General features: G+C 66.1%; 19 protein-coding genes. 8 read left to right on the top strand and 11 right to left on the bottom strand.

Annotated elements, in window-relative coordinates; all coding sequences use genetic code 11:
* Positions 1-167 precede the first annotated feature (167 nt).
* A complete protein-coding gene (locus BES08_RS19020; protein WP_008828445.1) occupies positions 168-605 on the bottom strand; it encodes a hypothetical protein in 438 nt (145 codons plus the stop codon).
* Positions 602-2,059, bottom strand: coding sequence for a GMC oxidoreductase (locus BES08_RS19025; protein ID WP_036525107.1), 1,458 nt, complete (start codon positions 2,057-2,059; stop codon positions 602-604). Before BES08_RS19025 ends, BES08_RS19020 begins: the two co-directional genes overlap by 4 nt.
* A 374-nt stretch (positions 2,060-2,433) precedes the next feature.
* Here BES08_RS19025 and BES08_RS19030 point away from each other — a divergent pair, with 374 nt between their 5' ends.
* On the top strand, positions 2,434-3,675 hold the full coding sequence (locus BES08_RS19030; protein WP_231958276.1) for a glycosyltransferase family 4 protein: 1,242 nt from the start codon (positions 2,434-2,436) through the stop codon (positions 3,673-3,675).
* A 6-nt stretch (positions 3,676-3,681) separates the two neighbouring features.
* Here the strand turns inward: BES08_RS19030 and BES08_RS19035 are convergent, their stop codons facing one another.
* The 4 genes from BES08_RS19035 to BES08_RS19050 all read right to left on the bottom strand — a co-directional run bounded on the left by BES08_RS19035 (position 3,682) and on the right by BES08_RS19050 (position 7,436).
* Positions 3,682-4,965 carry a DegT/DnrJ/EryC1/StrS family aminotransferase gene (locus BES08_RS19035; protein ID WP_051586774.1) on the bottom strand — a complete coding sequence of 428 codons (1,284 nt, stop codon included), beginning with the start codon at positions 4,963-4,965 and terminating at the stop codon, positions 3,682-3,684.
* Between the two features lie 60 nt (positions 4,966-5,025).
* A complete protein-coding gene (locus tag BES08_RS19040; protein WP_036525100.1) occupies positions 5,026-6,051 on the bottom strand; it encodes a glycosyltransferase family 2 protein in 1,026 nt (341 codons plus the stop codon).
* A 225-nt stretch (positions 6,052-6,276) separates the two neighbouring features.
* Positions 6,277-6,972: a methyltransferase domain-containing protein gene (locus BES08_RS19045; protein ID WP_008831591.1), complete on the bottom strand. Its 696-nt coding sequence runs from the start codon at positions 6,970-6,972 to the stop codon at positions 6,277-6,279.
* A 35-nt stretch (positions 6,973-7,007) separates the two neighbouring features.
* Complete coding sequence (locus BES08_RS19050; protein ID WP_008831590.1) at positions 7,008-7,436, bottom strand: cupredoxin domain-containing protein; 429 nt, start codon at positions 7,434-7,436, stop codon at positions 7,008-7,010.
* Between the two features lie 193 nt (positions 7,437-7,629).
* Here BES08_RS19050 and BES08_RS19055 point away from each other — a divergent pair, with 193 nt between their 5' ends.
* Genes BES08_RS19055 through BES08_RS19070 form a run of 4 tightly spaced genes read left to right on the top strand, consistent with a single transcriptional unit; the run spans position 7,630 to position 11,269 of the window.
* Entirely contained in the window at positions 7,630-7,860 is a 231-nt protein-coding gene (locus tag BES08_RS19055) for an acyl carrier protein (RefSeq protein WP_008831589.1), read from the top strand.
* Between the two features lie 22 nt (positions 7,861-7,882).
* Complete coding sequence (locus BES08_RS19060; protein ID WP_081798979.1) at positions 7,883-9,088, top strand: beta-ketoacyl-[acyl-carrier-protein] synthase family protein; 1,206 nt, start codon at positions 7,883-7,885, stop codon at positions 9,086-9,088.
* Complete coding sequence (locus BES08_RS19065; RefSeq protein WP_036525093.1) at positions 9,085-10,173, top strand: type III polyketide synthase; 1,089 nt, start codon at positions 9,085-9,087, stop codon at positions 10,171-10,173. Before BES08_RS19060 ends, BES08_RS19065 begins: the two co-directional genes overlap by 4 nt.
* 1 nt (position 10,174) lies before the next feature.
* A complete protein-coding gene (locus BES08_RS19070; RefSeq protein WP_036525091.1) occupies positions 10,175-11,269 on the top strand; it encodes an NAD(P)/FAD-dependent oxidoreductase in 1,095 nt (364 codons plus the stop codon).
* Positions 11,270-11,285: 16 nt separating this feature from the next.
* On the opposite strand, the gene BES08_RS19075 is transcribed toward BES08_RS19070, so the two are convergent.
* Complete coding sequence (locus tag BES08_RS19075; protein WP_036525088.1) at positions 11,286-12,158, bottom strand: SMP-30/gluconolactonase/LRE family protein; 873 nt, start codon at positions 12,156-12,158, stop codon at positions 11,286-11,288.
* A gap of 22 nt (positions 12,159-12,180) precedes the next feature.
* Positions 12,181-12,591: a nuclear transport factor 2 family protein gene (locus BES08_RS19080; RefSeq protein WP_231958278.1), complete on the bottom strand. Its 411-nt coding sequence runs from the start codon at positions 12,589-12,591 to the stop codon at positions 12,181-12,183.
* 110 nt (positions 12,592-12,701) lie between these two features.
* Here BES08_RS19080 and BES08_RS19085 point away from each other — a divergent pair, with 110 nt between their 5' ends.
* The 3 genes from BES08_RS19085 (at position 12,702) to BES08_RS19095 (ending at position 14,587) form a co-directional block, all read left to right on the top strand.
* Complete coding sequence (locus BES08_RS19085) at positions 12,702-13,709, top strand: NADP-dependent oxidoreductase (protein ID WP_036525085.1); 1,008 nt, start codon at positions 12,702-12,704, stop codon at positions 13,707-13,709.
* Between the two features lie 21 nt (positions 13,710-13,730).
* Complete coding sequence (locus BES08_RS19090; RefSeq protein WP_008830733.1) at positions 13,731-14,081, top strand: Rieske (2Fe-2S) protein; 351 nt, start codon at positions 13,731-13,733, stop codon at positions 14,079-14,081.
* Between the two features lie 77 nt (positions 14,082-14,158).
* Positions 14,159-14,587 (top strand): nuclear transport factor 2 family protein, encoded by a 429-nt coding sequence (locus tag BES08_RS19095; RefSeq protein WP_036525083.1) that lies wholly within the window; start codon positions 14,159-14,161, stop codon positions 14,585-14,587.
* 158 nt (positions 14,588-14,745) lie between these two features.
* Here BES08_RS19095 and BES08_RS19100 read toward each other — a convergent pair whose 3' ends face one another.
* The 3 genes from BES08_RS19100 to BES08_RS19110 all read right to left on the bottom strand — a co-directional run bounded on the left by BES08_RS19100 (position 14,746) and on the right by BES08_RS19110 (position 20,555).
* Positions 14,746-16,791 carry a M13 family metallopeptidase gene (locus BES08_RS19100; RefSeq protein WP_036525323.1) on the bottom strand — a complete coding sequence of 682 codons (2,046 nt, stop codon included), beginning with the start codon at positions 16,789-16,791 and terminating at the stop codon, positions 14,746-14,748.
* 175 nt (positions 16,792-16,966) lie between these two features.
* Positions 16,967-19,333 carry a TonB-dependent receptor gene (locus BES08_RS19105; protein WP_155986211.1) on the bottom strand — a complete coding sequence of 789 codons (2,367 nt, stop codon included), beginning with the start codon at positions 19,331-19,333 and terminating at the stop codon, positions 16,967-16,969.
* 256 nt (positions 19,334-19,589) lie between these two features.
* Positions 19,590-20,555, bottom strand: coding sequence for a sterol desaturase family protein (locus tag BES08_RS19110; protein WP_231958281.1), 966 nt, complete (start codon positions 20,553-20,555; stop codon positions 19,590-19,592).
* Between the last annotated feature and the right edge of the window lie 116 nt (positions 20,556-20,671).

Below are 20,671 nucleotides of genomic sequence, written 5' to 3' on the forward strand. Positions count from 1 at the left end.
CGACCCCTTCGAAAATCCGTCTTGTGAATCGGAAAACCAAGGGACGCGCCGCGTAGCTGCGCCCACTGCGTTGTATCGGGTCATCAATTGTCCGAAGCCAATTCTATGAAGTCGTCATCATTTCGCGCCGCCCGAGGCATCGCACTAACCCTTTGGAGGGAGACGGTTTACCCCAACTGCGCGAAAGGGTTGCTGCAGGGGTTGTCCGCGAAGAGCCCGTGGTACTCCAGATGGCCGGGATCGTCGGACCCGTCGTGCCTGGTGGCGAGGACGAACTCCGTCAGCAGCTTGCGGTCGAAAGCATCGAAGCGCTCCGCGATCCCGGGTTGCCGCAGCGCGAACCACCTGGCGCCGCCGAAGACTTCCAGCAGGTGCAGCGCTCCGGCTTCCATGTAGCCCAGATACCCGTGGCGGGCGCCGAAATCCTTCGCGAAAAGGGCGAAGTCGGCGTCGCTCATGGTGAAGGGGCCGGCCAGGCGGTGGAGGACGGCGCGCAGCGCAGCGCCGCTACCGCCGCGGGCGACGAGCCCCGCGACCCCGCCGGTGATGCCGACGCCCGCAATGCCTATGCCTGCCAGCGCGGTGCGGCGCGTGATTTCGGTCATGCCAGCACCTGCCGCGCGGCGCGGATCGACATGGCGGCGACCGTCAGGCTGGGGTTGCTGGCCGAACAGGTCGGAAATACGCTCGATCCCACGACGACGAGATTGCGCAGCGTGTGATGGACCTGTCCGCCATCGACCACGGAATCGCCCGGGTCGGTGCCCATGCGCAAGCTGCCTTGCAGATGGCTTTCAGTCGGCCGGACGGAGCGGCGCTCTATGCGCTCCACCGGAATGCCGGACAGGATATCGGGGAGTTGTTCGAAGGCCCGCTCGGCGCCCGCCACTGCATAGGCTCCAGGTTCGCCGCCGACGACCTTGGCCCGTCCGTCAGTATCGATCTCGACCGCGCATCTTTCGTCCGGCAGTTCCTCGGCGACGATGACGATCGGCAAGCTCTGACGCCAGCGGCCCGGCTCCGTCCTGAAGCCGAATTTCCAGCGATTCTCGAAATAGAGCAGCGCCGCGCCGGACGTCTTGCGGAACGGGCCGTCGTAGGCGCCATAGTCCAAGCCCGTGGTGATCGTGCTGCCATCGAAGTTGTCGATCCCGTCGAGCATGGCTTCCACCTCGATGCCGTAGGCTTCATGCAGGCCCTTGCCGACCGGCCCCTGCTCGATTCCGGATCGCAGCAGGATGGCGGGCGAGTGGATGGCGTTGGCGCCCAGCACGAAAAGGTCGCCGTGCACCGTGAACTCCCGTCCCCCGGAGCGGAACTGCGCCGAGCGCACCACCCCGCCGGAAGCGTCTAGATGGGTGACCTCGGCGCCGGGGCAGACTGTGACGGAGGCGTGCTGGAAAGTGTCCATCAGCCCGTTGTTGGCGGTGAACTTCGCATCGACCGGACACAGCGAGCAGCGATGGTTGGCGCAGCAGGACGGCCGGGTCGCCGTCGCCACGCGGGCGCGGGCGGTCGGCATGACGAAGTGGAGATCGGGCCGGGCACGTTTCAGCCGGGCGTCCGGCGTCGAGGGATGATGCGGCGGCTGGGGGAAGGGCCGCGAGCGGGGCAGGACCCGGCCCATCGCCTCGTCGCCGGAGATGGCCATGATCTCCTCCGCCTCGCAGTAGAACGGTTCGAGCTGCGCGTAGTCGAACGGCCAGTCGCGTGCCGTCCCGTACAGCGAGTGCAGCCGAAAGTCGCTCGGGTGGAAGCGGGGCGTTTGCGCGAACCAGCAGTTGGTGCCCCCGCCGAAGCCGATCGTGAAGTTCCACGGGTGATCGCCGGTATTGGCGAAGGTCGACCCGGGCGCGATACGGCTTTGTCTGCCGTCTTCCCACTGGTCCGCATGGCTGCGGATCTCGCCCCATTCCAGCACCAGAACCCTACCCGTGCGCGCGTGGCGCAGCGCTTCGTGGAGAAAGAAGCCGGAGCCGAAGCCGGAACCGATGACGACCGTATCGAAGTGATGACCGGCGATATCTTCCGCGCGGACCTGCGTTTGCAGCCTGGTCATGCAGGCGTGCCCGTGTCCGGCGCGGCTACGCTATTTACGAAGTGAGGGACGATCTTCGGTCCGGACCTGTCCACGATGTGTGCATCCTTGTCGAAGTACCGCAAGTCGATGAAATGAATTGCTTAGGAAAGTTTCCATAGTTCTGTCGGCCTCGCAAATGGACATGATTGATTAATCCGATCGGATAGCGGGTTTGGCATTTGGACAAATCACAAACTAATCTCGGCATTCTCACTCGAGAAATTGCGAGCAGCTTCGGCTGCGCAAATTGGGGGTAATCCCAATGGTGCAATTGGAGCAGTCGCCCGGATGCGCGATTTTGTCTGGCCAGACACAAGGCGGCAACATGGGGGCATGTAGTGGCGAGCCAGGCATTGATCGACGCAAATCCAGGCATCGGCGTTTCCCATGCTCCGCGATCGCGCGGCGCGGCACCGGCGCGCCGCCTGTTCATCAATGGCCGCTTCCTCGTCCAGCAGGCGACCGGGGTACAGCGCGCGGCCCGCGAGATCACGGTCGCGCTGGACCGGATGCTGGGCAGCGGGGGTATCGTCGCCGACGTCACGCTGCTGGTGCCGCCGGGACCATGGGTCCAGCCCCTTTCCCTGGATCACATCAGGGTCGAGACGGTCGGTCGCCACACCGGGGTGCAGTGGGAGCAACTCGACCTGCCTCGCCATGCCCGTAGCGGTACTCTGCTGTGCCTGGGCAACAGCGCGCCAGCGCTGGCGCTGATCGGGCGCGAGGCCGACGTGGTGGTGATGATCCATGACGTCTCGTTTCTCGACCATCCGCATGCCTACAAACTCACGTACCGTGTGGGTCACCGGTTGATACTGCCGCTGCTGATGCGCGGCGCGCGCGCCATCGTCACGGTTTCGGAAACCGAGCGCGAGCGGCTGGCACGGCTGGCTCCGGCTGCGGCGCCGAGGATAAGCGTCGCGCCCAATGGTGGCTGGAGCGCCGATGTCGTGCCATCCTCCGGTCAGGGGAAAGTAATGCCGCCGCCTGGCTACGGGCTCTACGTCGGCTCGCTGTCGCACCGGAAGAATTTCGCGCGCACGCTGGAGGCCGCCATTCGCCTTGCGCGTGAGGACGGGCTGCATTTCGTCTTCGTCGGCTCGTCGGGCAGGGTGCTGCGCCGGCCGCGATGCGAAGTGCCTGCCGATGTCGCGGGCCAGATCCACTTCGTGGGCCAGGTCAACGATGCCGCCAGTCTTGCGCTGATCTACCGTGACGCGCGTTTCCTGCTGTTCCCTTCGCTTTACGAAGCGTGCCCGCTGCCGCCAGTCGAGGCCGCGCATTTCGGCTGTCCGGTGGTGGTCTCCAACATCCCCTCGATGTGGGAGCGCTGCGGGCGGGGGATGACCTATTGCGACCCGCTGTCGGTCGATTCCATGCTGCGTGCGGTGCGCAGTGTGCTGCCGGATTCCGCGTGGCGAGACCGCGCGATCGCAGCCGGACATATGATGGCGCAGCGTCGATGCTGGCAGGATCAGGCGGCCTTGATCTGCGTCGCGGCACTGGGCGCGAATTGTCTTGCGGACCGGGCCTTGGGGGGTGGGGCCACGGTGGCGGCGGCGGAGTTTCAAGGCTCCGTCGCCGTCTCAGTCTGACCGGGTTCAGGCCGTAGCGGGCACCGAAGCGCAGTCCGGGAACGGGACATCCTCCACGGCTGCCGTGCGGAGCCGTTCCGTCTTGATCACCGCCACCACGCGGGCGATTTCCGCCGATGCCAGCCCGGAACCCATGGGCAGTCCGAGCAGTGAGCCGGAAAGGCTTTCGGTGACCGGCAATGCGTCGCGGGGGGCATCGGCGAGGTGGTCGTGCAGGTGCAGGCCGCGACCGTACCAGAACCGCGTCTCGACGCCCGCTAGGTCCGTTGCCGATTGCAGGGCTTCGGCCGTTGCCGCATCGGTGCAGCGGTGGATCACGTAGTTCGATGCGACATGCGGCGTCGTCAGCAGGTCTTCGGCGGGCAGCCCGGCCTGTGCGAACGCTGCCTGATAGGCCCTTGCGGCGCGCCCGAAATCGGCGCGCTTGGCCGACCAGCCGTCGAGTTCGGCGAGGGCTACGGCAGCGTGATACTCGCTCATCTTGCCGTTCAGGCTGGCGCTCTGACTGTTGCGCGATCCCATGAAGCCGAAGTTGGTCGCCTGCGATGCCTTGGCGGCCAAAGCCGGATCGGGCCACAGGACGCAGCCTCCTTCGCCGCAGCCGAAAGCCTTGGTGGCATGGAAACTGAGCGCGAGCGGTACTCTTGCGTCGCATGTCATCGCGCCGTCGGCGACGGCCTCGATAGCGGCGGCGGCGTCGATGACCACCTTCACGCCGGTATCGCGCTGGAACTGCGCCCAGCGCGCCACGTCGATCGCGCGGCCATAGGCGCTGACCGGGATCACCACGCCGAACCGTTCGAGCAGAGGGTGATCGGCCAGCCGGTCCGGGTCGAGCGTCCAGCTCTCTTCGCAGACGTCGGCAAGATAGGGCTGGTAGCCGCACTGGCTCGCCCCCGCCGCCGTCGCCACGAACGTATAGGCCGGGCATACGGCGTAAGGGCGCTCCGCGGTCGCGGTCCCTGCATGCGCCATGATCGCGGCGACGAGCGCCGCAGTGCCGGAACTGGCGGTGACGACGCTGCCGTCGACCAGCCCGAAGGACGATTGCAGGCGCGTCTGCAACGACCTGACCAGCGGTCCCTGGTTGGAATACATGCGGGCCTGGTCGATCTGGCGCAGATAGGGCGCCACCGCATCGGTCGTGGGCAGGCGCGGTTCATAGGCCAGCAGGCGCCGGCGCCCTTTGGGCGCGAACGCCGTCAGCCGATGGGAAAGCGCGTCCGGCGCGGCGGCGTCGATCATGCGCAAGGGACCGAAATCCCCCGGCACATCGGGATCGTCGACCACGGGCGCACTGAGCGCGATGGGCTTGAAAAGGCCGATGACGGTATCTCCCTGTTTTGTCCGTTACGGCCGTACTGCCGGGTTGAGCGCGAACTGGCGGGCACGGCCGCTGCCGGATTCGCGGATCGTGCCCTGGTATGCGCGGCGGATCGCCCTGACCGCTGCGCCCGGGGTGACCAGCAGCGGCACCGCGAAAGCCCAGAAGCGCGGCAGCGCGAAGTATCGGCGCAGCAGGTAGAGCCCCGCCAGCAGAGCGTCGCGCGCTGTCGTGCCTTCGGTCTTGGCATTGACGATGCGAGCAATGACATGTGTGTCGAAGATTCGCCGGGCCATGGCGCGGCGGACGCGGGCATCGTCAGGGAACAGGAGCTGCGCGATCTCGTCATAGGCGCGCACATCGACTTTCAGCCGCTCCAGCCATCCGACCCGGCGCTTGAGCTGGTCGTTGCCCGACCGGAAGCCCACGCAGGGCTCCTCGACCACGCCCCAGCGGCCTCTCGCGCCGACCGCAAGGCCCGCGATGTAGACTTGCGAGTAGAGGTTCGTCATCGCCCTGGCACGCGGATCGGCGGCCGCCGCCGCCCAATGGGTGCGCCTGATCAGCGTCGCCGAGATGAAGCCGAGCAGTTCCGCCAGATGGCTGAATGCCGGTCCGACCCCAGTGAAGCACTGGGTCCGCGGCATCTTCCTGATGCCCGTCATACGGCGCATCGTCACGTCGTAGTCGACCACGCCGACGGTGAGGGCGATGGCATCCGGCCATGCCGACAGCGCGGAGAGCACGCGTCGGATGCCGCCTCGCTCGATCCGGTCGTCGTCACCCATCAGCCAGACGTAGTCTCCCGTCGCGCGGGCGGCCACGGCGGCGATGTTGCCGTCCACCCCGACGTTGACGGGGTGGCGGAAGTACGTGAAGCGGGCGAGGCGGTCGGCATAAGTCGCAGCCACCGCCTCGGTATCGTCGGGAGAGGCATCGTCGCCGACCACCACTTCCACGTCCGCGCTGTTCTCTGCGAGGATGCTGTCGAGCAGTTCCGCCAGGCAGGCAGAGCGATTGTAGGTGGGAATGCAAATCGAAAGCGTCGGCATACGATTTCCAGAATGTGAGGCCGGGAATGTGAGGTTGGGCCTCCTGTGCAGGAAAATACATCATATGCGGCAACCGGCGTCCAGATGGGCGCGGCATTAGTATTACTGCGTTATTGTAAACAATGGCCGATTTGCAGGACTTGGGATTGATTGTATTGGTATCGAGAGCATAGTTTTCTCTCCCGATTTATCGGAATGCACAGGGCGCCGTGCGAGCGCGCGTGATCATTGTGTCTCGCCTTCCGGTAGCCGTCCGACACCGGGCTGAAAGGTGCGCTCGATCGCGATGCGGAAGGGCGCACGCCGGACGATGCGCACCTGCTGCGGGTCCAGACCCGCTTCGGCGAGCCTGGCGGGCCATTCGCCGGGCCGCATCGAGCGGGCGATGGAAAGCTGCCCGTCCTCGCGCACGATGCGGTGGACGCCCATGACACGGGCCAGCAGCGGGAAGCCGTAATAGGCGAAGCGGTGGCGATGGAGATCGCAGATCAGCCATCCCCTGCGCGCCCTGATTTCCATGTGGCGCAGGAAGCGGCCAAGCTGATCGTCGCTCATGTGATGGGCGACCTGGCTGCTGACGATGAAATCGAAGCTCTCCGGCTGGTCGGCATAGTCGCCGGTGCGGTACTCTACGCTCAGCCCCGCCGGTGTCGCTGCGCGGGCGAGACCCTCGCTGGCGGGATTGAGGTCCACGCCCACGAGCGTCGCGGTGATCCCCCGCCCGGCCGCCCATTTCGCCACCGTGCGCAGCAGGTCGCCATGGCCGAAACCGACGTCGAGCAGGCTGAACGAGCGGGCCTCGCCGAGGGCGCGGTTCAGGAACGCGGTCGTCGAACGGGTGGTGAAGGTCCAGCGGTTGACCCGCGCCAGATCGCGCAGCACCTCGGCATATATGAGCGGGTCGAGGTCCGATGCATCCATTTGCTCTTCCCGGCGTGACCGGGTGGACAGGTCGTTCACTGAACCACGATCTCGCCGGTCATGCCGAACGTGCTGTGCATGAGGTGGGTGCAGCGCACCTTGTAGCTGCCGGCGGCGGGCGCGACGAGATGGACGTCGATGCTCTGGCCGGCATCGAGCGATACCTTGCCGCCGGTGATCCTGGCCCGGTCGCCGTCCATGACCTGCGCGGCCGCGAAGAATTCCCGGGCCGCGAAATCATGGCCGCCCGACGACACGTTCGTCAGGTGCAGGTCGTAGGTCTGGCCCTGCTTCATCGTGATGGTGGAAGGCGCGAACTTGAAGCTGGAAAGCTCGACGGCCAGCGTCTCGGCATGGCTCCAGTCTGCTGCGGGCGGACCACCTTGCGATGCCGCTTCCAGCGGCGCCAGCATCAGGATGGCGACGGCGACCAGACGAACATCGGTCATGCGAAAGGCGATCATGTTCCCATCTCCGGAAAGCCGGTCGAGTATCTCACCTTTCGAGGCCGGATTGAAGCGATATCGCTGTTGTCTTTCGAGACTTGCCGGGGCTGGAAAAAGCGCGCAGTCTCACGAAGATATCGCGTGGGGCCGGCACTCCAGAGCCAGCCAAACCTTCACGCCGCGACTGAACCTGCATCAAGGAGAAACGTGGATGACCTGCGACGATATTCTGGCCCTGATCGCGCAGGAAACAGGACTTCCGATCGAACGGCTTCAGCCTGACGAGACGCTGGGCACGCTCGACATTTCCTCCATCGATCTGGTTTCCATGCTCTTCGAACTTGAGGACCGTTACGGGATCGAACTTCAGCCGGAGGAACTCACACGGGAGATGACCTTGCGGCAGTTGTTCGACCGCATCGGTGTTCCCCTGCCTCAATGACGGCCGCGCAATGAGAACCCGCGTGCTGGTAACCGGCTTGGGCTGCGTGAGCGGGCTCGGGCGCGGCGTTGCTGCAAACTGGGAGCGCGTGCGGCAAGGCGACGGTGCGATCCGCCCACTCCAGCCGCCCGCGCCCGACGGCATCGCGGCATGGGCGGATGATGAGACCGGCGCACCCTCCCTGCTCGGCACCGTCGATCCGGAGCGGTTGCGGCGGCTGGGGAAGCTCGACCGGCTTTCCGCCTTCGCGCTCGAGGCGGGACTTGAGGCGGTGGCCGATGCGGGCCTGCTCGAACACCCGTCGCTGGCGCGGCGAAGCGCCATCCTCCTCGGCTGCGGCAGCGGCGGGAACGCCACGATCGAGACCGCCTACGAGCGGCTGTTCGGGGCGGGGCAGCGCAAGGTCCATCCACAGACGATACCCAGTTCCATGGTGGCGGCGCCGGCTGCGCAACTGTCCATGCTGCTCGGCGTGCATGGGCCGGTGCTGACGTTCTCCGGCGCCTGCGCCTCCTCGGCGCAGGCGCTTGGCGAGGCGATGCACATGATCCGTGCCGGGCGAGCGGACGTCGTCATCGCTGGCGGCGCAGAGGCGTGCCTGACGCGCGGTTCCCTCACGGGCTGGCAGTCTCTCGGCGTGCTGGCGTCCGATACGTGCCGCCCCTTCTCGCGCGATCGGCGCGGCATGGTGCTGGGCGAGGGCGCCGCGGTGCTGGTGCTGGAGAGCGAACGCCACGCGCTGGAGCGCGGCGCCCGGATCCATGGCGAACTGGCGGGCTACGGCGCATCGAGCGACGCCTCCCACATGACCGCGCCGGACGTGGAGGGCATCGCCGCCGCCATCCGCGCCGCGCATGAGGACGCCGGTATCGGATTCGACACTTCAGCGCTCGTTTCCGCGCACGGCACCGGCACCGCGCTGAACGACCCCGCCGAAGCGGCCGCGATGCACCGGGTCTACGGCCCGGCGCTGGCGCATCACCGGGTCATCGCGACGAAATCTGCCCACGGCCACATGATCGGCGCCACCGGAGCCATCGAGTTCCTGCTCGGCCTTGTCGCGCTTAACGAAGGAATCGCCCCTCCCGTGCTCAATCACCTCGGTCCCGATCCCGACTGCGACCTACCGCTCGTCCTTGCAGCGCAGGCGTTCGCGCCGGAGGTTCTGGTATCGAGCAGCTTCGCCTTTGGCGGGCTCAACGCCGTGTTGGTGGGCCGCCGCGCATGACCACAACGATCGCCCGCATCAATCGCATCGGCACCGCCAATCCGCCGTTCGAGGTGCACGACGCCTTCCTGCGCTTCGTCATATCCGGCATCGCGGACGAGCGCACGCGCCAGGTGTTCGAACGCATGGCCGCGCGTTCGGGGATCGAGCGCCGCTTTTCCTTCCTCGAGCCGGTGACGCTGCAGGACGGCACCGTCACGGACACGGAAGGCTTCTACGGCAGCGGCCCATGGCCATCGACCGGCAGTCGCATGGAGCGTTACGAGCGCGATGCGCCGCGCCTTGCGCTCGATGCCATTGCGGCGCTCGGCCTCGATATCGCGCGGGAGGGTATCACCCATCTGATCGTCGCTTCGTGCACCGGGTTCATGGCGCCCGGCCTCGACCAGGCCATCGTCGCGGGGGCGGGGCTCGATCCCGGCGTGGAGCGCACCGTGGTTGGCTTCATGGGCTGCTATGCGGCGGTGAATGCGCTGCGGCTGGCGCATCACATCGTCCGGTCCGAGCCTGTCGCGCGCGTCCTCGTGGTGACGCTGGAACTGTGCAGCATTCATTTCCAGCGCAGCGACGACCTGCCGAGCCTGCTCTCCATGCTGCTATTCGGCGATGGCGCCGCTGCGGCGCTGGTGACGGCGGAAGGAGGCGGCATCGCTTTACGGGACTTCCGGGCAGTCACTATCCCGGGCACGACCGATGCCATCACCTGGAACATTCGCGATCAGGGGTTCGACATGCATCTGGGCGGGGAAGTGCCCGCCCGCATCGCGGCCGCGCTTGCTTCCGAAGTGAAGCGTGGGGACACGCACGGCCTTTTGCGCGGCGGATCGCCGGACGACTTCGCGCTGTGGGCGGTCCATGCGGGCGGGCGCACCGTTCTCGACGCGGTGGAGCAGGGGTTCGGCCTCGGCGCCGAAGCGCTCGCGCCTTCGCGATCGGTGCTGCGTGATCGGGGCAACATGTCGTCCGCGACGCTGATGTTCATTCTGGCGCAGATGCTGTCCAGCGGCGCGCAGGGGCCGGGTCTGGCGCTGGCCTTCGGTCCGGGAATGGCGGCGGAGAGCTTCCGCTTCACGATCGAGGGTTAAGATGACCGATGCCCTGATCCTCGGCGGCGGGCTGGCGGGCAGCGCCGCCGCCTGCCTGATCGCGCGCGGGGGAGGCGACGTGCTTCTGCTCGAGCGCGAGACCGGGGCGCACCACAAGGTCTGCGGCGAATTCCTGTCGGTCGAGGCCGTGGCCCATCTGCGGCAGCTTGGAGTCGAGCCGCTGGATCTGGGCGCAGTGCCGATCCAGCGCATGCGCCTTGTGTGGGGCGACCGCGCGGTAGAGACTGCGCTGCCGTTCGCTGCGCTGGGCCTCAGTCGCCATGCCCTCGATGAAGCGCTGATCGGCCGGGCTGCGGCAAGCGGGGCGCGCATCGAACGCGGGGTGCGCGTGACGGGGCTGGATGGGCACACGGCCCGCACCAGCGTCGGTGAGCATCATGGGCGCCATGTTCTGGTCGCCACCGGCAAGCTGCCGATCCGGGGCGAAAGACCTGCCGCGCGCATCGCGAACGGGCATGTGGGTTTCAAGATGCACTATCGCCTCTCTCCGGCCGCGATGCAGCATCTGGCGGGAGCGATCGTGCTGGTGCTGCTGGAGGGCGGCTATGCGGGCCTTCAACTGATCGAAGACGGCCGGGCCAACTTGTGTCTGGTGCTGCGCGCCGATGCCTTCGCGCAGCTTGGCGGCGACTGGCAGGGCGTGCGAGCATGGCTGGAGGGCACCGGGTTCCTCCAACGGGTTCTCGCCGACGCGCAGCCGTTGTTCGAGCGGCCGCTTGCCATTGCCAACCTAAGCTATGGCCCGCCGCCCCGAGGGCATGCCACGGGCACGGCCATGTTGCTGGGTGATCGGTGGGCGATGACCCCTTCGCTGACCGGCGACGGCATGGCGATCGCCTTGCGCAGCGGCTTCCTTGCGGCGCGCTGCGTGTTGGCGGGCCGTGACGCGGGGACCTATCACAGGTTGCTGGCGGGCCAGACCGGCCGCCAGATCATCCGTGCCACAGTGCTCCAGAACGGGCTGGAGTCCCCTGCCTTTCGCCGTGCGGCCTATTGGCTGGCGCGCATGCATGCCCCCGTGCTTGCTTATGCGGCGCGGGCGACACGGTTGCCGGACTGGCGGGAAAATGCGTGATGGCGCACCTGGCCGTTCAGGGTTCCCTGCAAAGCATGCGCAGCCGCGTCGTCGGTCCGGGCAGGCCGGGGCCTTCCACCTTGATGCGCAAAACCGCGCCGGAGCGAGGCGCGTCGGCATTGCCGCCGGTGCTCACGTAGAGCCAGTCCGGGTCCGCGCTGCCGAAAGCGACGCTGACCACGTGCGGATACGGCAGCCGCATTTCTGCGGTTTGCGTCCCATCGGGGGCGAAACGCAGCAGGCGGCCGGTGCTCCAGCAAGCCGCCCAGAGGTTTCCGGCGGCATCCAGCGTCAGCCCGTCGCCGTCCTCCAGTTCGACGAGCAACACGCCAGGTCCGGGCAGTCCGCTCGGTAGCAGCGGGTAGCGCCAGATGCCGCGCGTGGTTTCCATGTGATAGAGCCATGTCCCGCAAGGGCTTGCCGCGATGCCGTTGGATGCGACGACGTCGCGGCGCAGCACCGTGACTTCACCGTCGCCGGACAAGTGGAAGAACAGGCCGGGGGAAGGCTTCTTGCCGGTTTCGAAGATCGCCTCGAAATCGATGGTGCCCGCGAAAAGGCCGCCGCGTCCATCGCCCTCCATGTCGTTGACCGCGACGAGGGGCGCGCCCTCGATCCGCGTGAGGACATCGCGCGTGGTGCCGGTCGCCGGATCGAGCGCGACGATGCCGCCGCGCCCGCTGCACAGCACGTCTCCGCCGTCGTCGAACACGATCCCGCCCACCCACAGACGGCCCGGCAGCATCAGTTCTGTCGCGTATCCCGGCCGCTTGCGGTACACGCCCGTAGCGGTGAGATCCGCAAACCAGACCGTTCCATCCGCCGAGACGCGCGGCGCCTCGATGAAGTCGTAGCCATCGGCGACCACTTCATACGGGGGCAGGCTCATGCTGACCGCTCTTGACCAGACGTCAGGCGGTTTCCGCCTTGGCTGCCGCTGCGGCGTGGAAGGCGGCGGGGTCATAGTAATAGGGCTTGATCTCGCAGCACTTGCCGTCGCGGAAGCGGAACATCTCGCACAGTTCGGCGGGCTTGAGCGAGGGATCGGCAAAGCGCATCGTCAGCACCGCGATCGCGCTGTCCTTGCCGGTCAGCAGGTCGCTGCGGTCGAGCCCGACGACGTCGGCCATGCCCATCGCCTTCGCGAACAGGTCCTTGAGGCCGTTCTTGCCGCGATAGGCGCCTGCCATCGGCAGGGCATCGGCCTCATAAGCCACGAAGTCGTCGGTGAGCATCGCGTTCGCCGTCTCCCAATCGCCGGCGCCTGCGGCAGCGTAGAGGGCATCGACAAGCTCGGCGATCGCTTCGGGGGACATGCTCATGAATCCTGCTCCACATCTGTTTGCCCGGGAGTTTGCCTCCCGGTCTCGAGACACGAACCTAGCGTTTAGAACAGCCTTCCGCTCGGGCCCGGCGCGGGTAAGCAAGGGGGATGGGAAAGGTAAGACAGATATTGCTGGCGCGGCGCCCCGACGGGATGCCGGTGCCCGAGGACTTCACACTCGCGGAGGCGGAGATGCCCGAGCCGGGTGACGGTGAGTTCCTGGTGGCCATGCGGGTCGGGTCGGTGGACCCGGCGATCCGCGGCTTCCTCGACGACCGGCCCAGCTACATCGAGCCGGTCGCGCTGGGTGCGCCGATCAACGGCATGTCGCTTGGCGAGGTCGTGCAGTCCAACAATGCGGATTACCCGGTCGGGACGTTTGTGCGCGCCTTCGCCACGTGGCAGGATCACTATATCCTCTCGGGCGAGAGCTGGGGGCTGGAGACGGTGCACCAGCAGCCGGGCACGGATCTTCACCACTACATGGGCGCCCTCGGCCCGGTCGGCCTGACCGCGTGGGTGGGCCTCTTCGCGGTGGGTGAGGCCAAGGCGGGCGAGACCGTGCTGGTCAGCGCCGCCGCCGGGGCGACGGGTTCGACGGTGGGTCAGATCGCCAAGGCCAAGGGATGCCGGGTGATCGGCATCGTCGGTTCTCCGGAGAAGGCCGAAGTCATCCGCGAACTCGGTTTCGACGCCGCGATCGACTATCGCGCCACGCCCGACATCGCCGCCGAGATCGCGAAAGTCGCGCCCGAGGGGATCGACGTCTATTTCGACAACGTCGGCGGCGAGATGCTGGAAGCGATCCTGCCGCTGATGCGCCTCCACGGGCGCGTCGCGGTGTGCGGCATGATCGGCCAGTACAATGATGCCGATCACCCTTACGGCGTCAAGACGCTGTGGCAACTGGTGGTGAACCGCATCAAGATGCAGGGCTTCATCACGTACGATTATCCGCAGGTACTGGCCGAGGCGCAGGCGGAGCTGGACCAGTGGGTGGCCGAAGGAAAGCTGCGCCCTCTCGCCAATCTGCGCGACGGGTTCGAGAACCTGCCCGCCGCCTTCATCGACCTCATGTCCGGCCGTACCATCGGCAAGACGCTGGTTTGCATCTGAGTTCTGGATACGATGGCTACCATGAGCGAAACCTTCCACTCCGTCATCGCCGAGGCCGACTTTCCCGAGGAAGGCAAGGCGGCGATCATGCTGGGCGGCTGGAGCGTGCTGATCGTCAAGGTCGAGGACGGCTTTCGCGCCGTGAACGACCGCTGCACCCATCAGGCGGCGCTGCTCTCGCCCGGCCGCGTGCGCCGCGGGGCGATCATGTGCCCGCTGCACGGCGCGCGCTTCGAAGCCGCGACCGGACGCTGCATCGGCGGCGCCTACGCGGACCTGCGCGTGTTCCCGCTGCGGATCGAGGGCGGGATGATCGAGGTGGCCGTGCCGGACGAGGCGCCGGGGCCGAACGAACGGCCGGTGGGGGCGTAATTACTCGCACAAGGCATAGTTTCGCGCGCCGGAGCAGGGGCTAGCATCTGCCTGAAACGATTTGGGAGAATACTGAAATGCCCTTCACCGGCCCGTCCGAGGACCGCCTCGCCATTCGTGAACTGCTTGAGACTTATGCCGATGCGGTGACCCGCCGTGATGCCGAAACCTGGGGCGCGACATGGGCCGAAGATGCGGAATGGTCGCTGCCGGACTATCCGGAACTCGGCACCACCAAGGGCCGTCCGGCGATCGTCGCGATGTGGATAGAGGCGATGAAGGCTTATCCCGGCATCATGTTCGAGGCATGGCCCGGCTCGGTCGAGGTCAGCGGCGATAGCGCGGTGATGCGCAGCTACACCTCCGAGGTCTACGACCAGGACGGGATCACCATGCGCGATCGCGGCGTCTATGAGGACACTTGCGTCAAGATCGACGGCAAGTGGCTGTTCAAGAGCCGCTCGTTCCGCAACATCCACCGCCAGCACGCCCCGCGCGGGGTTTAGGAACCGCTGGCTCTGAACCTTTTCCTTGTCATTCCCGCGAAGGCGTGAACCCATCTGACGACATCGCAAGTTGCACCAGCATCAGATGGGTCCCCGCCTTCGCGGGGATGACGGATAAAGCGGGCGGGGTGTTTGTTTCCACTCCCGCCCTTTTCACATCACCACAGCTTCACGCGCTTTTCGGGCGGCAGGTACAGCTTGTCGCCCGGCTTGATGTCGAACGCCTTGTACCAGGCATCGATGTTGCGCACGGTCAGCGCGCGGTACTGGCCCGGGGCGTGAGGGTTGCCGATGACCTGACGGCGCAGCGCGCCTTCGCGGGTCTTGTCGCCCCAGCTCTGGGCGAAGGCGATGAAGAAGCGCTGGTCGCCGGTGTAGCCGTCGATCACCGGCAGTTCCTTGCCGCCCAGCGCTTCGCGGTAGGCATCGTAAGCGGCGGCGAGGCCGGCGACGTCGGCGCCGTTCTCACCCAGTTCCAGCTTGCCGTTGAGGCGCAGGTCGGGGAACGGCTGATAGGCGTCGTACTGCACGACCAGAGCCTGCGTCTGCGCCTCGAAGTGGGCGAGGTCTTCCTTGGTCCACCAGTCGCGCAGGATGCCGTTGCCGTCCACCGCCGCGCCGCTGGCGTCGAAGCTGTGGCTGATCTCGTGCCCGATCACCGCGCCGATTGCGCCGTAGTTGGAAGCAAGGTCGGCGGCCGGATCGAAGAACGGCTTCTGCAGGATCGCGGCGGGGAAGTTCAGCGCGTTCTGCACGGGCAGGTTCACCGCGTTGACGAGCTGCGGCGTCATCCACCACTCGCCCCGGTCCTGCGGCTTGCCTAGCTTGGAAATCTGCTGGAGCGTGTAGCCGTGGATCGCCGACATGCGGTTGGCGTAGGCCTGCCCCGGCTTGATGATGATCATGGAGGTGTCGGGCCACACGTCGGGATAGCCGACCGCGACGACCATGCCTTCCAGCTTGGCCTTGGCCTCGGTACGCGTCGCCGGGCTCATCCAGTCGAGCGCGTCGATGCGGCGGGCGAAAGCCTGCTTGATGCGGGCGGACATGTCCTCCACCTGCGCCTTGGCGGCCGGCGGGAAGTATTCGCGCACGTAGAGCTTGCCAAAGGGCATGCCGAGGTCGCTGTTGATCGAAGCCAGCGCCCGCTTTTCGCGCGTCTTCTGCTCCGGGGTGCCCGAAAGGTTGGTGTCGAAGAACGCAAAGTGCAGCGCGTCGAACTTCGTGGGCAGCACATCTGTCTGCGTATTGATGCGGTGGAAGGCCAGCCAGTCCTTCCACGCGGCCAGCGGCTCGGAAGCGACGAGGGCGGCGAGGCCGGTGATCGCGCCGGGGCTGTAGACGTCGAAGGTCTGCTGCGAGGGCATGTGCGCGGCGGTGAAGTAGGCGTCCCAGTCCATACCGGGGGCCTTCGCGGCGAACTCGGCGCGGGTCCACAGGGTGCCGCCTTGCGTGAAGTCGGCGGTTTCCGCCTTGCTCGGGTGGGCCTGCGCGATCTTGGTTTCGAGCGCGAGGATGCGCGCGGCGCGCGCCTCGGGCTGGTCGAGGCCGGACAGGCGCAGAAGGTCGGCGATATACTTGAGGTAGTCGGCCCTGATCTTGACCATGCGCGGTTCGGCCGAGACGTAGTATTCGCGGTCGGGCAGGGCGATGCCGCCCTGGAACAGGTAGGGCACGACCTCGTCGCTCTTGAGCGCCTTGGTGATGAACAGGCCGAACAGGTTCTCGGTCGACATGTCGTTGTTGTTGTTGAACAGGTCGAGGTCGGCCTCGGTCTGGTCGCCCAGCACCTTGACCAGCGCGGCCTTGTCCTTGATCGCCGCGTAGCGCGTCAGGTCGGCCTTGAGCGGGGCGATACCCAGCTTGTCGATCGTCGCGGTGTCAAGGTAGGCGCGCCAGTAGTCGCCGATCTTCGCCTCGTCGCTGCCGGGCTTCTGCCTGGCGCCGAGGATCTTCTGGATGAGTGCGATCTGCTGGCGCTCGGTCTCGTCGGCGGCGACGGTGTGGGAGCCGATGCGGCTGCGGTCGGCGGGGATTTCGGCCTTGGCCAGCCAAGCGCCGTTCGAGAAGAGGTAGAACTCGTCGCCCGGCTTCACCGAGGTATACATCGCGGTTTCGTCGATGCCTGCGGGGGCCGGATCGGTGGCGGCGATGGCGAAGGGCGCGGCGCACAGCAGCAGCGCGGCAAGAATGCGAGTCTTCATCAGGCGGTCCTTTCGCGGCGTCGGAGAGCCCCGCGCCGGTTCTGTCATGCCCGGTGGACTAGCGCCGGATCGCCCGTCCGCCTACAGAAAAATTGCGCTGCGGCGCAACAAAGAAACCGGCGGAATCTGGTCGTAGAGGCGCTCTCCTTTTGTGGGAAAGCGCCTCTACGAATGCTCAATACTTGATGTGGGCCTCCACGCCGACGACGCGCGGCGTCAGTACGGTCTGGCTGTAGTAGCGAACCGCCACCCCGTCGTTGACGCCGATGCGCGAACGGTCGTTGCCGACCGAGACCACGGCGTACTTGTCGAAGATGTTGTTCGCGAACACGCTGACCCCGAACTTGTCGGTGTCATAGGACAACGAGGCGCGGTGCAGGACGTAGCCGCTGAGCTTGTCGCCATAGGCACGGTCCCAGCCGAGACGGCTGACGATGCTGCCGCGATAGGTCGCCGTCCAGTTGGCCGACAGTTCGCCGTTGCCCATCGGCACCGTGTAAGTGGCGCCCAGGCTGCCCGAGTTCTTGGCCGAGTTCGGCAGACGGTCGCCGGACAGCGCATCGAGCTGGACGAAGCGGAAGCTGTAGTCGTTCGGCACCTCGCGGATGGTGAGGACACCGGGGATGTCTTCGGTCAGGTGGGCATCGTTGTAGGCATAATTGCCCTGGATCGTCAGTGCCGGGACGGGCTTGATCTGGAACGAGGTTTCGATGCCCTTCGACAAGGCGCGGCCGCCGTTGACGATGATGCCGGTGGCGCCGTTAACGGTTGCCGAGGCAACCTGCAGGCCGGTCCACTTGGTGCTGTAGGCGTCGATGTTGAACGTCACCTTGCGGTCGAACAACTGGGCGCGGAAACCGACCTCGATGGTCTTGGTCGAGTCCGGCCCGTACTGCAGCTCGTCGGGCAGGGCGCAGATGTTCTGGCCCGGCGGCAGCGGGTTGTCGCAAGGCGCGACCGTGTTCGGTCCGCCGATGCGATAGCCCTTGCTGTAGGTGGCATAGACCATCAGATCGCGCGTAAAGTTGTAGGAAGAGTTGAACTTCCACACCCAGCCGTCCTGACCGGCCTTTCCGCCCGAGGGAGTCTTGTCGTAAGGGCTGAGCGGTTGATTGCGCAGCAGAGGGAGGGTCTGCGCGCCCGAAATCTCCGAGCTGTATTTGAAGTAGCGTGCGCCGCCGGTAACCTGCCATTCCGGCGTGACGTGGAAGGTGCCTTCGCCGAAGATCGCCTGCTCTTTGACCGTCGACCGGGTGTAGGAGACGTATTCCAGTTCGTCCGGATTCTTCGCCAGATTTACCCAGGGGTGGCCGGGGACGTGCTCGGCGTAATCGCGCTGCAATTTCTGCTCGTTGTAGAACCCGCCGAGAACCCAGTTGAACGGGCCGCCGTGCGTGGAGACGAGGCGCACTTCCTGGTTGACCTGCTGGCGGCGGCTGTAGCTCTCGTTCCAGCTGGAGAACGCAGGGAACAGTTCGTAGTCGTAGTCGAGGTCGAGCAGCAGGTCGGTGTTGTCGGCGCGCGATTTCGACTTCACGTTGGTGTAGGCGCTCGTCCAGACGAGGTCGGCGATGTCGAAGACGTTGGCGTTGATCTCCATGCTCAGGAGGTGCGCGCGGCGGTTCATCGGCTCAGCGTAGCGCGCGGCGCTCTCGTACTTGCCCGAACCCAGGACGCCTGCGTTGTTGGCCTGCGAGCCCTCGGTCTTCGTGCGCTGGAAGGCGTAAGTGAAGATGACCTTGAAGTCGTCGTCGGTCTGGAAGAGCAGCTGGTTGCGGGTGGTGAAGGTCTTCTCGAAGTTGAGATCCTTGCCCTTGTGCAGGTTCGGGTCATAAGCCGCGCCGGTCGGGCGAGCGGTGCCGTTCGGCTGCGGATCGGATACGCCCGGCTCGTTCAGCAGGAACGGATAGTCGATGAAGCCGGGGTCGTAATAGTATCCGGTCGACGAACGGAAGGCGATGTGGTCCTTCACGATCGGGATATTGATCATCCCGTCGACCTGGTAGCCGAGCTTGGAGGCGTGCGACTTGACGTAAGTGCGGCCGTGCGCCTCGCCTTCCCATTCCTCCGTGTTCGGACGGTTGGGGATGTAGCGGATCGCGCCCGCCATGGTGCCCAGGCCATAGAGCGTGCCTTGCGGGCCGAGCAGGGTCTCGACTCGCTGGATGTCGAGCAGCTTGAAGTCGTAGTAGAGCGGAACTTCGCCGAGGTAGATGCCCATGGCGTTGTCGTAGCTGGCGCCGTCGGGCTGGGTGTCCGACGCGTTGAGGCCGCGCATGACGATCGTGCCGGTGCCGCGCGGGCCGGTGTCGGAGATGGTCAGGCCGGGGGTGAAGTCCGCCAGGCCGCGCACGTCGTTGATGCGCTGGCGGGCGATCTGGTCCGCGCCGATGGCCGAAATGTTGATCGGCGTGTCCATGATCGTGGTGGCGCGGCGGGTGCCGGTGACGATGATGGCGTCGCCTTCATCGGAAGCGGCACCGGAAGCGGCAGGCGCTTCCTGCGCCACGGCGGGCATCGCGAGCACGGTGCTCGTAATCATGGTTGCGGACAGAAGCCCTGCTCTCAATTTCGCGCGATAAGTCATGTGCTTCCCCAGTTTCGGTTGACGTGCCCCGGTCCCGGCCCGCTCCTTGGTCGCGCCCGGTGGGTGTGTATGTGAGGACCCTCATTCGTACGCCGGCCATCGCTTTGCGGATGTCGTGCCGACGCGCTTGCACTGCCCTCGGCCGTGAATGCCGCCGAGGTGTTCGCTCCCGTGATGCGTTGAATTATTACTGCGGCTCGGTCGGCCGTTTTCAGTTGGCAGGCTGTGCGGTTTCGCCGCGTCCTGCCCTGATCCGTTCGATCAGGGGCTGGAACGGGAACAGGAACTGCTCCCGGATGGACAGGCGCCTGAGATCGTCTTGCCCGACGACGCTGGCTTCACCCTCCTTGTAGGTGCCGAAGATGCGATCGAGCAGGATCAGCGAATTGCCGTAGTTGCAGCGCGTGCTCTCGTAATCGGTCGAGTGATGCAGGCTGTGATGCCGGATCGTGGTGAAGAAGAAGGAATAGAACAGCGGCGGATCGGAGCGCACGTTGGCGTGCGCGAAGGTCGATACCACGTTCAGGATGTTGAAGCCGCAGAACAGCGCGGTCGGCGAGAGGTCGAACAGCGCCAGCACGCTCAGGCTGATCAGGAACAGCTCGATCGGATTGCCGACCGCGCCTTTGGCGGCGTTGAGCTGGGTGATGTGGTGGTGCGGCGCGTGGGTCAGCCAGAACGGCGTCGAATTGTGCATCAGGCGATGCATCCAGTACTGGCCGAACTCCATGATGAAGACCACCAGCGCCACCTGCAGCAGCCAGGGCATGTGCATCGCCCACTGCGTGGTGATGCCGAGCGATGTCTTGACCGCCTGCAGCGGCTCCTCGGCCAGCGCGGTCGCGGTCCAGGAGATGACGGTGGCGCTCAGCACGACGTAGAACAGGTCGGTGAAGAACTCGCGCCAGTTCATGCGCCATCCGGCGTGCCGCTCGTGCACGAACTCGAGGCCCAGCACGACGAGGGTGATCAGTGCGGAGGTGACGATGATTGACCAGCCGTTGTCGGTCAGCGCCTTGGGCGCGAAGGCCCAGAACGCGACGATCACGGCGACAAACGCCGGGGGCACGAGGTTGAAGATCTTCTGCTTCACGCCCCCGTCAGCCACCGTGGCATCAGGCGCGAAGGCAGCCGCATCGTTCGAGAGAACCGTGTTGCGGACTGGCAGTTGTTCCATCGAAACCCCCCATCCAGACCGGTGGACCGGCCTGCTGTTACAAGATTCTCTCTCCCCGTTTCTTCGCTCTGACCGGCGATGTGATACAAGCTATGGATATTACGTTTCTCGTCAAG

The sequence above is a fragment of the Novosphingobium resinovorum genome (assembly GCF_001742225.1).
Classification (GTDB): Bacteria; Pseudomonadota; Alphaproteobacteria; order Sphingomonadales; family Sphingomonadaceae; genus Novosphingobium; species Novosphingobium resinovorum_A.

What these genes read in the sequence shown, in the direction of transcription:
- BES08_RS19025 (WP_036525107.1), bottom strand. Translation starts at nt 2,059, where the DNA reads ATGACCAGGCTGCAAACGCAGGTCCGCGCGGAAGATATCGCCGGTCAT.
- BES08_RS19045 (WP_008831591.1), bottom strand. Translation starts at nt 6,972, where the DNA reads ATGGATGCATCGGACCTCGACCCGCTCATATATGCCGAGGTGCTGCGC.
- BES08_RS19110 (WP_231958281.1), bottom strand. Translation starts at nt 20,555, where the DNA reads ATGGAACAACTGCCAGTCCGCAACACGGTTCTCTCGAACGATGCGGCT.
- BES08_RS19085 (WP_036525085.1), top strand. Translation starts at nt 12,702, where the DNA reads ATGGGAAAGGTAAGACAGATATTGCTGGCGCGGCGCCCCGACGGGATG.
- BES08_RS19105 (WP_155986211.1), bottom strand. Translation starts at nt 19,333, where the DNA reads ATGATTACGAGCACCGTGCTCGCGATGCCCGCCGTGGCGCAGGAAGCG.
- BES08_RS19055 (WP_008831589.1), top strand. Translation starts at nt 7,630, where the DNA reads ATGACCTGCGACGATATTCTGGCCCTGATCGCGCAGGAAACAGGACTT.
- BES08_RS19020 (WP_008828445.1), bottom strand. Translation starts at nt 605, where the DNA reads ATGACCGAAATCACGCGCCGCACCGCGCTGGCAGGCATAGGCATTGCG.
- BES08_RS19095 (WP_036525083.1), top strand. Translation starts at nt 14,159, where the DNA reads ATGCCCTTCACCGGCCCGTCCGAGGACCGCCTCGCCATTCGTGAACTG.
- BES08_RS19080 (WP_231958278.1), bottom strand. Translation starts at nt 12,591, where the DNA reads ATGAGCATGTCCCCCGAAGCGATCGCCGAGCTTGTCGATGCCCTCTAC.
- BES08_RS19070 (WP_036525091.1), top strand. Translation starts at nt 10,175, where the DNA reads ATGACCGATGCCCTGATCCTCGGCGGCGGGCTGGCGGGCAGCGCCGCC.
- BES08_RS19065 (WP_036525093.1), top strand. Translation starts at nt 9,085, where the DNA reads ATGACCACAACGATCGCCCGCATCAATCGCATCGGCACCGCCAATCCG.
- BES08_RS19075 (WP_036525088.1), bottom strand. Translation starts at nt 12,158, where the DNA reads ATGAGCCTGCCCCCGTATGAAGTGGTCGCCGATGGCTACGACTTCATC.
- BES08_RS19100 (WP_036525323.1), bottom strand. Translation starts at nt 16,791, where the DNA reads ATGAAGACTCGCATTCTTGCCGCGCTGCTGCTGTGCGCCGCGCCCTTC.
- BES08_RS19090 (WP_008830733.1), top strand. Translation starts at nt 13,731, where the DNA reads ATGAGCGAAACCTTCCACTCCGTCATCGCCGAGGCCGACTTTCCCGAG.
- BES08_RS19040 (WP_036525100.1), bottom strand. Translation starts at nt 6,051, where the DNA reads ATGCCGACGCTTTCGATTTGCATTCCCACCTACAATCGCTCTGCCTGC.
- BES08_RS19050 (WP_008831590.1), bottom strand. Translation starts at nt 7,436, where the DNA reads ATGATCGCCTTTCGCATGACCGATGTTCGTCTGGTCGCCGTCGCCATC.